The following is a 13,344-nucleotide window of genomic DNA, read 5'->3' as shown; positions in this document are numbered from 1 at the left end:
AGTAAATCTTTGAGCATCGCTTCTCGAGTGGAAGCAAATCAAGCTTTTAATTGAAGAGTTTGATCATGGCTCAGATTGAACGCTGGCGGCAGGCTTAACACATGCAAGTCGAGCGGTAGCACAGGGGAGCTTGCTCCCTGGGTGACGAGCGGCGGACGGGTGAGTAATGTCTGGGAAACTGCCTGATGGAGGGGGATAACTACTGGAAACGGTAGCTAATACCGCATAACGTCGCAAGACCAAAGAGGGGGACCTTCGGGCCTCTTGCCATCAGATGTGCCCAGATGGGATTAGCTAGTAGGTGGGGTAATGGCTCACCTAGGCGACGATCCCTAGCTGGTCTGAGAGGATGACCAGCCACACTGGAACTGAGACACGGTCCAGACTCCTACGGGAGGCAGCAGTGGGGAATATTGCACAATGGGCGCAAGCCTGATGCAGCCATGCCGCGTGTGTGAAGAAGGCCTTCGGGTTGTAAAGCACTTTCAGCGAGGAGGAAGGTGGTGAGCTTAATACGTTCATCAATTGACGTTACTCGCAGAAGAAGCACCGGCTAACTCCGTGCCAGCAGCCGCGGTAATACGGAGGGTGCAAGCGTTAATCGGAATTACTGGGCGTAAAGCGCACGCAGGCGGTTTGTTAAGTCAGATGTGAAATCCCCGGGCTCAACCTGGGAACTGCATTTGAAACTGGCAAGCTAGAGTCTCGTAGAGGGGGGTAGAATTCCAGGTGTAGCGGTGAAATGCGTAGAGATCTGGAGGAATACCGGTGGCGAAGGCGGCCCCCTGGACGAAGACTGACGCTCAGGTGCGAAAGCGTGGGGAGCAAACAGGATTAGATACCCTGGTAGTCCACGCTGTAAACGATGTCGATTTGGAGGTTGTGCCCTTGAGGCGTGGCTTCCGGAGCTAACGCGTTAAATCGACCGCCTGGGGAGTACGGCCGCAAGGTTAAAACTCAAATGAATTGACGGGGGCCCGCACAAGCGGTGGAGCATGTGGTTTAATTCGATGCAACGCGAAGAACCTTACCTACTCTTGACATCCAGAGAACTTTCCAGAGATGGATTGGTGCCTTCGGGAACTCTGAGACAGGTGCTGCATGGCTGTCGTCAGCTCGTGTTGTGAAATGTTGGGTTAAGTCCCGCAACGAGCGCAACCCTTATCCTTTGTTGCCAGCGGTTCGGCCGGGAACTCAAAGGAGACTGCCAGTGATAAACTGGAGGAAGGTGGGGATGACGTCAAGTCATCATGGCCCTTACGAGTAGGGCTACACACGTGCTACAATGGCGTATACAAAGAGAAGCGACCTCGCGAGAGCAAGCGGACCTCATAAAGTACGTCGTAGTCCGGATTGGAGTCTGCAACTCGACTCCATGAAGTCGGAATCGCTAGTAATCGTAGATCAGAATGCTACGGTGAATACGTTCCCGGGCCTTGTACACACCGCCCGTCACACCATGGGAGTGGGTTGCAAAAGAAGTAGGTAGCTTAACCTTCGGGAGGGCGCTTACCACTTTGTGATTCATGACTGGGGTGAAGTCGTAACAAGGTAACCGTAGGGGAACCTGCGGTTGGATCACCTCCTTACCTAAAGATATTAGTTCGAGTGGCGTGCTCACACAGATTGTCTGATAGAAAGTAACGAGCAGAAATACCTTTATAGGCTTGTAGCTCAGGTGGTTAGAGCGCACCCCTGATAAGGGTGAGGTCGGTGGTTCAAGTCCACTCAGGCCTACCACTTCTCAGAAGTGGAAAAGGTACTGCACGTGACTGTATGGGGCTATAGCTCAGCTGGGAGAGCGCCTGCCTTGCACGCAGGAGGTCAGCGGTTCGATCCCGCTTAGCTCCACCATATAGTCCGGTATTTCAATACTTCAGAGTATATTGGCGACAGTATGCTGCGAAGTATTTTGCTCTTTAACAATCTGGAACAAGCTGAAAATTGAAACATGACGGCTGAAATTTGTCCCTCCGTAGATGTACTGGGATGAAGAGTAACCTGTCATAGAGTCTCTCAAATGTTTGCAGCGCGAACGATGGAAACATCTTCGGGTTGTGAGGTTAAGTGACTAAGCGTACACGGTGGATGCCTAGGCAGTCAGAGGCGATGAAGGGCGTGCTAATCTGCGAAAAGCGTCGGTAAGGTGATATGAACCGTTATAACCGGCGATACCCGAATGGGGAAACCCAGTGTGTTTCGACACACTATCATGTCATGAATACATAGTGGCATGAGGCGAACCGGGGGAACTGAAACATCTAAGTACCCCGAGGAAAAGAAATCAACCGAGATTCCCCCAGTAGCGGCGAGCGAACGGGGAGGAGCCCAGAACCTGAATCGGCTTGTGTGTTAGTGGAAGCGTCTGGAAAGTCGCGCAGTAAAGGGTGATAGCCCCGTACACTAAAATGCACAGGTCGTGAGTTCGATGAGTAGGGCGGGACACGTGACATCCTGTCTGAATATGGGGGGACCATCCTCCAAGGCTAAATACTCCTGACTGACCGATAGTGAACCAGTACCGTGAGGGAAAGGCGAAAAGAACCCCGGCGAGGGGAGTGAAATAGAACCTGAAACCGTGTACGTACAAGCAGTGGGAGCACCTTCGTGGTGTGACTGCGTACCTTTTGTATAATGGGTCAGCGACTTATATTTTGTAGCAAGGTTAACCGTATAGGGGAGCCGTAGGGAAACCGAGTCTTAACTGGGCGATTAGTTGCAAGGTATAGACCCGAAACCCGGTGATCTAGCCATGGGCAGGTTGAAGGTTGGGTAACACTAACTGGAGGACCGAACCGACTAATGTTGAAAAATTAGCGGATGACTTGTGGCTGGGGGTGAAAGGCCAATCAAACCGGGAGATAGCTGGTTCTCCCCGAAAGCTATTTAGGTAGCGCCTCGTGAACTCATCTTCGGGGGTAGAGCACTGTTTCGGCTAGGGGGCCATCCCGGCTTACCAAACCGATGCAAACTCCGAATACCGAAGAATGTTATCACGGGAGACACACGGCGGGTGCTAACGTCCGTCGTGAAGAGGGAAACAACCCAGACCGCCAGCTAAGGTCCCAAAGTCATGGTTAAGTGGGAAACGATGTGGGAAGGCATAGACAGCCAGGATGTTGGCTTAGAAGCAGCCATCATTTAAAGAAAGCGTAATAGCTCACTGGTCGAGTCGGCCTGCGCGGAAGATGTAACGGGGCTAAACCATGCACCGAAGCTGCGGCAGCGACGCTTATGCGTTGTTGGGTAGGGGAGCGTTCTGTAAGCCGTTGAAGGTGGCCTGTGAGGGTTGCTGGAGGTATCAGAAGTGCGAATGCTGACATAAGTAACGATAAAGCGGGTGAAAAGCCCGCTCGCCGGAAGACCAAGGGTTCCTGTCCAACGTTAATCGGGGCAGGGTGAGTCGACCCCTAAGGCGAGGCTGAAAAGCGTAGTCGATGGGAAACAGGTTAATATTCCTGTACTTGGTGTTACTGCGAAGGGGGGACGGAGAAGGCTAGGCTAGCCGGGCGACGGTTGTCCCGGTTTAAGCGTGTAGGGGGTGTGACCTGGTAAATCCGGTTGCATACTAACCCTGAGGCGTGATGACGATGCACTACGGTGCAGAAGTAGTTGATGCCCTGCTTCCAGGAAAATCCTCTAAGCTCCAGGTAACATTAAATCGTACCCCAAACCGACACAGGTGGTCAGGTAGAGAATACCAAGGCGCTTGAGAGAACTCGGGTGAAGGAACTAGGCAAAATGGTGCCGTAACTTCGGGAGAAGGCACGCTGGCATGTAGGTGAAGTCCCTTGCGGATGGAGCTGAAGCCAGTCGAAGATACCAGCTGGCTGCAACTGTTTAATAAAAACACAGCACTGTGCAAACACGAAAGTGGACGTATACGGTGTGACGCCTGCCCGGTGCTGGAAGGTTAATTGATGGGGTCAGCCGCAAGGCGAAGCTCTTGATCGAAGCCCCAGTAAACGGCGGCCGTAACTATAACGGTCCTAAGGTAGCGAAATTCCTTGTCGGGTAAGTTCCGACCTGCACGAATGGCGTAATGATGGCCAGGCTGTCTCCACCCGAGACTCAGTGAAATTGAACTCGCTGTGAAGATGCAGTGTACCCGCGGCAAGACGGAAAGACCCCGTGAACCTTTACTATAGCTTGACACTGAACATTGAGCCTTGATGTGTAGGATAGGTGGGAGGCTTTGAAGCGTGGACGCCAGTCTGCGTGGAGCCATCCTTGAAATACCACCCTTTAATGTTTGATGTTCTAACTCTGCCCCGTGATCCGGGGTGAGGACAGTGTCTGGTGGGTAGTTTGACTGGGGCGGTCTCCTCCCAAAGAGTAACGGAGGAGCACGAAGGTTAGCTAATCACGGTCGGACATCGTGAGGTTAGTGCAAAGGCATAAGCTAGCTTGACTGCGAGAGTGACGGCTCGAGCAGGTACGAAAGTAGGTCTTAGTGATCCGGTGGTTCTGAATGGAAGGGCCATCGCTCAACGGATAAAAGGTACTCCGGGGATAACAGGCTGATACCGCCCAAGAGTTCATATCGACGGCGGTGTTTGGCACCTCGATGTCGGCTCATCACATCCTGGGGCTGAAGTAGGTCCCAAGGGTATGGCTGTTCGCCATTTAAAGTGGTACGCGAGCTGGGTTTAGAACGTCGTGAGACAGTTCGGTCCCTATCTGCCGTGGGCGTTGGAAGATTGAGAGGGGTTGCTCCTAGTACGAGAGGACCGGAGTGAACGCACCACTGGTGTTCGGGTTGTCATGCCAATGGCATTGCCCGGTAGCTAAGTGCGGAAAAGATAAGCGCTGAAAGCATCTAAGCGCGAAACTTGCCTCAAGATGAGTCTTCCCTGGGCCTTTAAGGCCCCTGAAGGAACGTTTAAGACTAAGACGTTGATAGGCTGGGTGTGTAAGTGCAGCGATGCATTGAGCTAACCAGTACTAATGATCCGTGAGGCTTAACCTTACAACACCGAAGGTGTTTTGGTGAGACCAAGACAATGTTCAGCTTGTTTACAGATTGGATTAACTGGCTTCAGCGATGAAGCGGGTTGATTAAAACGAATTTGCCTGGCGGCAATAGCGCGGTGGTCCCACCTGACCCCATGCCGAACTCAGAAGTGAAACGCCGTAGCGCCGATGGTAGTGTGGGGTCTCCCCATGCGAGAGTAGGACACTGCCAGGCATCAAACAAAGCCGAAAGCCCTGAACTGAAGTTCAGGGCTTTTTGCTATGCGTAAAATAATGTCATGACTGTCTCTATTGTTTATAAAAATACCAATTTCGGGCGCATGTCCATACTCTCATAAGCATGCATAATGTTTTTGATGAGGTAAATTGTCAGCTCAATATATAATTGATAGCTCCAGATTATTATTTAAATAATAAAAATGTCTATTTATGAACATGTAGATAAGAGTTTTCCTGTTATATCAAAGATAAGTCTTAATTCTTCCGCGCATTCCTCGATAAATTTCACGTTAATTAAAACAAATATTAGCCAGACGCCTCGAATCGAGTAGACTAGGCAACAGATTATTTCCGGATGAGTACTGAACGTTATGTCTACTGAAAGCGCGTCTTTAAAAAACCACAATACTTTTGCGCTCCCGGTCAACGCAGCGCACCTGATCATGGCCGATAGAATTGAGCTGATGCTCAAAGTTTGGCAACAAACGCGCAAGCGTCAGGAGCCGCTGCTGATTCTCGGTGAAGGTAGCAACGTGCTGTTCCTGGAAGATTTTGCGGGCACGGTGATGGTTAATCAGCTAAAGGGCATCGATGTTCGGGAAGATAATGGCGCCTGGTATCTCCACGTCAGTTCCGGTGAGAATTGGCACGATCTGGTGCAATATACGCTCCAGGCAGGCATCTGCGGGTTGGAGAACCTGGCCTTGATTCCCGGCTTAGCCGGCTCCGCCCCTATCCAGAACATCGGCGCCTACGGTGTCGAATTGAAAGATGTCTGTGAGTATGTCGATCTACTGGATTTCTCCACCGGCGCCATCGATCGCATTCCGGCAGCCGATTGTGGTTTCGGCTATCGGGAAAGCATTTTCAAACACCGTTTCCAAACCGGGTATGTCATTGTCGGGCTCGGTCTGCGTCTGAGCAAGCAATGGCAACCCAAACTGAGTTATGGCGATCTGACCAAGCTGGATCCCGCCACGGTGACACCGCTTCAGGTATTTGAATCCGTATGCGCGATGCGCCGCAGTAAGTTGCCAGACCCGCGTGAAACCGGCAACGCCGGCAGCTTTTTCAAGAATCCGCTGGTAAACGCGGGGAAAGCCGCTGAACTCATCGCGCAATACCCCGGCATGCCGCATTATCCGCAGCAGGGGGACCAGGTGAAGCTGGCTGCCGGTTGGTTGATCGATCAGTGCGAACTGAAGGGATATCGTATCGGTGGCGCAGCGGTACACCGCCAGCAGGCGCTGGTGCTGGTGAACCTCGACAATGCGCACAGTCAGGATGTGGTGGCGCTGGCGCGCCATGTACGCAAAACGGTGGCCGATAAATTTGGCGTGTGGCTGGAACCTGAGGTGCGCTTTATTGGCGCGACCGGTGAGCTGAACGCTGTGGCGGTGCTGTCATGAAAGATACCAAGGTCCCATTAAAGCTGATTGCACTGCTGGCCGACGGCGAGTTCCATTCCGGAGAACACCTCGGTGAGTCATTGGGCATGAGCCGTGCCGCAATCAATAAGCATATCCAGACCATTCGCGAGTGGGGACTGGATGTCTTTACCGTACCAGGCAAAGGCTACAGCCTTCCTGGCGCCATTCAGCTGCTGGAAGCTGAACGCATTCTCAGTCTGCTGGAAGACAAGCGCGTGAGCGTGTTGCCAGTCGTTGATTCCACCAACCAATATTTGTTGGATCGCATTGCCGAATTGAACTCGGGTGATGCCTGCGTGGCTGAATATCAACAGGCGGGGCGAGGGCGTCGTGGGCGTCAGTGGATCTCGCCATTCGGTGCCAATTTGTATCTGTCGATGTTTTGGCGATTGGAACAAGGCCCGGCCGCAGCGATGGGGCTCAGCCTGGTGATCGGTATGGTGATGGCAGAAGTTCTGCAGCGTCTCGGTGCGGCAGATGTACGCGTGAAGTGGCCCAACGATCTTTACCTGAACGATCGTAAACTGGCGGGGATCCTGGTTGAATTGACGGGGAAAACCGGCGATGCGGCCCAACTGGTTATTGGCGCCGGCATCAATCTGGCGATGCGTGATACCAATGCCGGCGGAATAAATCAGGGATGGATCAACCTGCAAGAGGCCGGCATTAACATCGATCGTAATGAGTTGACCGCCACTCTGCTCAATGAACTGCGGCAGTCGTTAAAGCAGTTTGAGATAGATGGACTGGCGCCATTCATTGGCCGCTGGCGCGCGCTGGATAATTTTATCGATAGACCGGTCAAACTGCTGATCGGTGAGCGGCAGATTGTGGGTATCGCCCGGGGTATCGACTCACAAGGTGCGCTTTTGCTGGAGCAGGATGGGGAAATCAAACCCTTTATCGGCGGGGAAATATCGCTGCGCAGCGCGGAATAGTGAAGTAAAACAAGGGGGCGATAACGCCCCCTTGTTAGATCGGTTGGTTTATTTTCTTAAGCGCACGCTTTCAACGGCATGGTTGGCGCTTTTGGTCATAATCAGGCTCGCGCGTTCGCGGGTAGGCAGTATGTTCTGCTGTAAATTCAATCCGTTAATTTCATTCCATAATTGCGTGGCAATATTAATCGCTTCCGGCTCAGGCAATTTTGAATAGTTATGGAAATAAGAATCAGGATTGGAAAATGCGCCCTGACGGAATTTCAGGAAACGATTGATATACCAGCTTTGCAATAGCGTCTCCGGCGCATCGACATATATAGAGAAGTCGACAAAATCGGAAACGAATACGCGATGCGGATCGTGAGGATAATCCATACCGCTTTGCAATACGTTAAGCCCTTCCAGAATAAGAATGTCCGGCTGCTCGATGACTTTATTGCCTTCGGGGACTACGTCATAGATCAAATGGGAATAAACCGGGGCGGTGACGCGTTTGGCGCCGGATTTTACTTCCGACACAAACTTCACCAGGCTATGCATATCGTAGGACTGCGGGAAGCCTTTTTTCTTCATCAAACCGCGTTCGTTCAGCACCTTGTTAGGATGCAAGAAACCGTCGGTAGTGATCAGCTCAACGCTGCGGTGTTCCGGCCAGCGGCTCAGCAGGGCCTGCAACAGACGCGCGGTCGTGCTCTTGCCGACGGCTACGCTGCCGGCGATGCCGATGACATAAGGAATTTTTTGCCCGTCAGTGCCGAGGAATTGCTCCAGCACTGCCTGCCTACGCAGGTTGGAACTGATATAGAAGTTCAACAGTCGTGACAGCGGCAGATAAATCTGCGCAACTTCTTCCAACGAGAGATCTTCGTTAATCCCTTTCAGTTTAACGATCTCTTCTTCCGACAACGTCAGCGGCACCGAATCTCGCAACGCAGCCCACTGGGCACGATCGAACTGTAGGTAAGGCGTTGCTAAAGATTGATCTCTTTTTATCATAAGCCAAATTCTGCCTGTTAACGCAGGTTGGGAAAGGCGCCGGACGCCAACTCCAGAGAATAAACAAGCTGCATATTATAGACAGCTTCGTTTTTGGCGTAGACTTTTTTCGCAAAAGTTGTCGATAGGCAGCAGTTTATGTCAATTGTGCGAAGCGGCGCGCAGTTGATAAAGCGGGGTTGCAAGGCGGCATCATTGAGTCAGGATACCGCCTCGAGGCTAGCTGGCAATAGCGCGCGAAGAGGGGGTCACGATGAACAGACGTTTGTAATAAATGACGGTCGGGTGGTAATAGCCATCGGGCCCGGCTGCATAATCCGGTATTTCTCCCAGACAGCGATAGCCCAGGCCGCGGTAAAGCGCCTCCGCCGCCGAGCCTGCCTGCGTATCCAGGTACAGGAGCCCGCGCCGCTGTTGCAATGCCGCTTGCTCCAGCGTCTTCATCAGCGCCTGGCCGACGCCGTTGCGACGAGCTCGGCTGTGAACCAGCAGCTTCACCACCTCCGCACGATTGCGGCCGCTCGGCTTCTGACAAAGTTCGAGTTGCACGGTGCCAACGACGCCGCGCTCGTCGCGTGCAATCCACAACAGCCGTTCACCCTTAGCCAGAGCAGGACGAATACTGTGGAAGTAACTTTCGGCATCTTCATGGGGGATTAAGGTATCGTAGCCCACCGAAGCGCCGTGCGTGATGGCATCGGTCAACAGGTGGGCCAACTCGTCGCGGTAAATTGGGAGCGTAGCGGCGTTGACAGGCACTATTTTCATCGGTCATTCCTCCAGGATGGGGGTAATGAAGATAAGCAATAACTGCGCCAGAGCGGCGAAAGGCATGACGCCGGCGAAAGGGCGAGGAATAAATGTAGTCCATGCCGCACCACGGGGCAGCTATCTTCTTTTTGGTGCATCGATCCCGCTCACAGTTTACCGCCGTGGGTTAAGCGTTATGAGAAGCCCGACACGGAGAAAGGGGCGCTCAAGGCTTGCCAAAAGTGGATAAAATTGTAGAGAATGATTGCCGCGGGTGATGAATGTTTGCACGCTGCAGGCTGCGAATTGCATGACAGCATGCAAAATTGACTGATTTGTGAGCGAAAGTGCGCGTAAAGCAATTTTTTTGTTGCATAGGTCGCCCGCTCTACCTAGAATGCGCTGCACTTGATGCCGGCTTAGCTCAGTAGGTAGAGCAACTGACTTGTAATCAGTAGGTCACCAGTTCGATTCCGGTAGCCGGCACCATTCAAGTCACAAGTAGTTAAAATCTGGTGGGGTTCCCGAGCGGCCAAAGGGAGCAGACTGTAAATCTGCCGTCACAGACTTCGAAGGTTCGAATCCTTCCCCCACCACCAAATCTTGCCTTCGGCGATTAACTGAGATGCGATAAATACCGCAGCGGTTGATGGCGGGAGGAGAAGGCGAAAGCCTTCGGCAAGGTTCGAGCTGTGCAGCGCAAGGCGCAGCCGGCCCGAAGGATGCGAGCCGAGTGATGAACAATCCTGCTCCATCCCAAAATTCTACAGAAAAATCAGGTAGCCGAGTTCCAGGATGCGGGCATCGTATAATGGCTATTACCTCAGCCTTCCAAGCTGATGATGTGGGTTCGATTCCCACTGCCCGCTCCAAGATGTGCTGATATAGCTCAGTTGGTAGAGCGCACCCTTGGTAAGGGTGAGGTCGGCAGTTCGAATCTGCCTATCAGCACCACTTCTTAATTTCTCGCCCCCTGATTTTCTTTCTGTTCTGGATTCAACGAGCAAATGCTTGGTTGATGTGGTGATACCACCGATTTATCCGTGTCTTAGAGGGACAATCGATGTCTAAAGAAAAGTTTGAACGTACAAAACCGCACGTTAACGTCGGTACTATCGGCCACGTTGACCACGGTAAAACTACCCTGACTGCAGCGATCACTACCGTACTGGCTAAAACCTACGGCGGTTCTGCACGTGCTTTCGACCAGATCGATAACGCACCAGAAGAAAAAGCTCGTGGTATCACCATCAACACCTCTCACGTTGAGTATGACACCCCGACTCGTCACTACGCGCACGTTGACTGCCCAGGGCACGCCGACTACGTGAAAAACATGATCACCGGTGCTGCTCAGATGGACGGCGCGATCCTGGTAGTAGCTGCGACTGACGGCCCAATGCCTCAGACCCGTGAGCACATCCTGCTGGGTCGTCAGGTTGGCGTTCCTTTCATCATCGTATTCATGAACAAATGCGACATGGTTGATGATGAAGAGCTGCTGGAACTGGTAGAAATGGAAGTTCGCGAACTGCTGTCCGCTTACGACTTCCCAGGCGACGACCTGCCAGTAATCCGCGGTTCCGCGCTGAAAGCGCTGGAAGGCGAAGCTGAGTGGGAAGCGAAAATCATCGAACTGGCCGAAGCCCTGGACAGCTACATCCCAGAGCCAGAGCGTGCAATCGACAAGCCGTTCCTGCTGCCAATCGAAGACGTATTCTCCATCTCCGGTCGTGGTACCGTTGTTACCGGTCGTGTTGAGCGCGGTATCATCAAAGTTGGCGAAGAAGTTGAAATCGTTGGTATCAAAGACACCGTTAAGTCTACCTGTACTGGCGTTGAAATGTTCCGCAAACTGCTGGACGAAGGCCGTGCTGGTGAGAACGTAGGCGTTCTGCTGCGTGGTATCAAACGTGAAGAAATCGAACGTGGTCAGGTACTGGCTAAGCCAGGCTCCATCAAGCCGCACACCCAGTTCGAATCTGAAGTGTACATCCTGAGCAAAGATGAAGGTGGTCGTCACACTCCATTCTTCAAAGGCTACCGTCCACAGTTCTACTTCCGTACTACTGACGTGACCGGTACCATCGAACTGCCAGAAGGCGTAGAGATGGTAATGCCAGGCGACAACGTGAACATGGTTGTAACCCTGATTCACCCAATCGCGATGGACGACGGTCTGCGTTTCGCAATCCGTGAAGGCGGCCGTACCGTTGGCGCTGGTGTTGTTGCCAAAGTTATCGCTTAATCGCTGATAAAGTTTGACGCGACACGCGGTAAAAGGGCATCATTTGATGCCCTTTTTCTACGCTGTGAACTAGAACCTATCTCATCAGCGATTTTGCAGTCATAATCATTGGTGAGATGGGCTCTTAAACCGTATTGACTGAAATACGTCATAGCGTAAAACACCGGGATATCGCTAGTGCGGTATCCGATCGGTTTGGTTTGCCTCGCAATGCGAGGCAAAGTTGTTTGTTCTGAATCATCATTGTGACAGGTTGGTTTATGAGTGCGAATACCGAGGCTCAAGGGAGCGGACGCGGCCTGGAAGCGGCAAAGTGGCTGATCGTCGCCGTTCTGTTGGTTGTGGCTATTGTCGGTAACTATTACTACCGTGATTTAAGCCTGCCATTGCGCGCGCTGGCAGTTGTGCTGATCATCGCCGTTGCTGGTGCAGTGGCTCTGATGACCACCAAAGGCAAAGCCACCGTTGCGTTTGCCCGCGAAGCGCGTACCGAAGTACGTAAAGTGATTTGGCCAACTCGTCAGGAAACGCTACACACCACGTTGATCGTTGCCGCGGTAACCGCCGTGATGTCACTGATTCTGTGGGGGCTGGATGGTATTCTGGTCCGTCTGGTGTCGTTTATTACTGGCCTGAGGTTCTAAAATGTCTGAAGCTCCAAAAAAACGTTGGTACGTCGTTCAGGCGTTTTCCGGTTTTGAAGGTCGCGTAGCGCAATCGCTGCGTGAACACATCAAACTGCACGATATGGAAGAGCTGTTCGGCGAAGTGATGGTGCCTACGGAAGAAGTGGTTGAAATCCGTGGCGGCCAGCGTCGCAAGAGCGAGCGTAAGTTCTTCCCTGGCTATGTGCTGGTGCAAATGGTAATGAATGACGCCAGCTGGCACCTGGTGCGCAGCGTACCGCGCGTCATGGGGTTCATCGGCGGTACTTCTGACCGTCCTGCGCCGATCAGCGATAAAGAAGTTGATGCGATCATGAACCGCCTGCAGCAGGTTGGTGACAAGCCGCGTCCGAAAACGCTGTTCGAGCCGGGCGAGCTGGTGCGCGTCAACGACGGCCCGTTTGCCGATTTCAACGGCGTGGTCGAAGAAGTCGATTACGAGAAGAGCCGCCTGAAAGTTTCCGTTTCCATCTTCGGCCGTGCAACGCCGGTGGAACTGGACTTCAGCCAGGTTGAAAAAGGCTGATCGAATAATCAGCAGTAAGCGGTCCGTTGCCGCTTGTCAAAGGCGCGAAATTGAACTACAATTTCGCGCCTTTTGTTTTTAGATGCCTTGCCTGACGTTTGTTCGGCGAGGTTAAACACGGGGAGCCTCTCACGAGGCGATACTACCCAAACCGAGGAAATTTAAATGGCCAAGAAAGTACAAGCCTACGTTAAGCTGCAAGTTGCAGCTGGTATGGCTAACCCGAGCCCGCCAGTTGGTCCAGCTCTGGGTCAGCAAGGCGTTAACATCATGGAATTCTGTAAGGCGTTCAATGCTAAGACTGACAGCATTGAAAAAGGTCTGCCGATTCCGGTTGTTATTACCGTTTATTCTGATCGCTCCTTCACTTTCGTTACCAAAACCCCGCCAGCAGCAGTACTGCTGAAAAAAGCGGCTGGTATCAAGTCTGGTTCCGGTAAGCCGAACAAAGACAAAGTAGGTAAAGTGACCCGTGCTCAGGTACGTGAAATCGCAGAAACCAAAGCTGCGGACATGACTGGTTCTGACGTTGAAGCGATGACTCGCTCCATCGAAGGTACCGCTCGTTCCATGGGCCTGGTAGTGGAGGATTAAG

At 52.5% G+C, this 13,344-nt stretch carries 8 protein-coding genes, 6 tRNA genes, 3 rRNA genes and 1 other RNA gene; 16 read left to right on the top strand and 2 right to left on the bottom strand.

Features of this window, described 5'->3' with window-relative positions; all coding sequences use genetic code 11:
- Positions 1-47 precede the first annotated feature (47 nt).
- From AAIE04_RS06910 to birA, 7 genes are all read left to right on the top strand, one after another.
- A 16S ribosomal RNA gene (locus AAIE04_RS06910) occupies positions 48-1,589 on the top strand.
- Between the two features lie 74 nt (positions 1,590-1,663).
- Positions 1,664-1,740, top strand: a tRNA-Ile gene (locus AAIE04_RS06905).
- Between the two features lie 38 nt (positions 1,741-1,778).
- Positions 1,779-1,854, top strand: a tRNA-Ala gene (locus AAIE04_RS06900).
- A gap of 207 nt (positions 1,855-2,061) precedes the next feature.
- Positions 2,062-4,969 (top strand): 23S ribosomal RNA (locus tag AAIE04_RS06895).
- 103 nt (positions 4,970-5,072) lie between these two features.
- Positions 5,073-5,188, top strand: a 5S ribosomal RNA gene (rrf, locus tag AAIE04_RS06890).
- Together the 16S, 23S and 5S rRNA genes with 2 tRNA genes alongside form the textbook arrangement of a ribosomal RNA operon.
- Before the next feature lie 376 nt (positions 5,189-5,564).
- Complete coding sequence (gene murB / locus AAIE04_RS06885) at positions 5,565-6,602, top strand: UDP-N-acetylmuramate dehydrogenase (RefSeq protein ID WP_198637391.1); 1,038 nt, start codon at positions 5,565-5,567, stop codon at positions 6,600-6,602.
- Complete coding sequence (birA, locus tag AAIE04_RS06880) at positions 6,599-7,561, top strand: bifunctional biotin--[acetyl-CoA-carboxylase] ligase/biotin operon repressor BirA (protein WP_019456481.1); 963 nt, start codon at positions 6,599-6,601, stop codon at positions 7,559-7,561. The genes murB and birA overlap by 4 nt, the downstream gene beginning before the upstream one ends.
- A gap of 48 nt (positions 7,562-7,609) precedes the next feature.
- Here birA and coaA read toward each other — a convergent pair whose 3' ends face one another.
- On the bottom strand, positions 7,610-8,560 hold the full coding sequence (gene coaA / locus AAIE04_RS06875) for a type I pantothenate kinase (protein WP_025160419.1): 951 nt from the start codon (positions 8,558-8,560) through the stop codon (positions 7,610-7,612).
- 219 nt (positions 8,561-8,779) lie between these two features.
- On the bottom strand, positions 8,780-9,328 hold the full coding sequence (locus AAIE04_RS06870; RefSeq protein WP_498576706.1) for a GNAT family N-acetyltransferase: 549 nt from the start codon (positions 9,326-9,328) through the stop codon (positions 8,780-8,782).
- A gap of 395 nt (positions 9,329-9,723) precedes the next feature.
- Here AAIE04_RS06870 and AAIE04_RS06865 point away from each other — a divergent pair.
- From AAIE04_RS06865 to rplK, 9 genes are all read left to right on the top strand, one after another.
- Positions 9,724-9,799, top strand: a tRNA-Thr gene (locus AAIE04_RS06865).
- Positions 9,800-9,824: 25 nt separating this feature from the next.
- Positions 9,825-9,909 (top strand) — tRNA-Tyr (locus tag AAIE04_RS06860).
- Positions 9,910-9,955: 46 nt separating this feature from the next.
- A non-coding RNA gene (locus AAIE04_RS06855) (RtT sRNA) lies at positions 9,956-10,071 on the top strand.
- Positions 10,072-10,107: 36 nt separating this feature from the next.
- Positions 10,108-10,182 (top strand) — tRNA-Gly (locus tag AAIE04_RS06850).
- 6 nt (positions 10,183-10,188) lie between these two features.
- Positions 10,189-10,264: transfer RNA gene (locus AAIE04_RS06845), tRNA-Thr, on the top strand.
- Positions 10,265-10,373: 109 nt separating this feature from the next.
- Positions 10,374-11,558 carry an elongation factor Tu gene (tuf, locus tag AAIE04_RS06840; protein WP_015376315.1) on the top strand — a complete coding sequence of 395 codons (1,185 nt, stop codon included), beginning with the start codon at positions 10,374-10,376 and terminating at the stop codon, positions 11,556-11,558.
- 260 nt (positions 11,559-11,818) lie between these two features.
- A complete protein-coding gene (gene secE / locus AAIE04_RS06835; RefSeq protein ID WP_004929916.1) occupies positions 11,819-12,202 on the top strand; it encodes a preprotein translocase subunit SecE in 384 nt (127 codons plus the stop codon).
- A gap of 1 nt (position 12,203) precedes the next feature.
- A complete protein-coding gene (nusG, locus tag AAIE04_RS06830) occupies positions 12,204-12,749 on the top strand; it encodes a transcription termination/antitermination protein NusG (RefSeq protein ID WP_004929914.1) in 546 nt (181 codons plus the stop codon).
- A gap of 165 nt (positions 12,750-12,914) precedes the next feature.
- Entirely contained in the window at positions 12,915-13,343 is a 429-nt protein-coding gene (gene rplK, locus AAIE04_RS06825) for a 50S ribosomal protein L11 (RefSeq protein WP_004929911.1), read from the top strand.
- Position 13,344: the final 1 nt, after the last annotated feature.

It is taken from the genome of Serratia sp. Ae19-1 (assembly GCF_059801225.1).
Note: the sequence above shows the minus strand (reverse complement) of the source record. Positions and strands in the feature narration are given on the sequence as shown.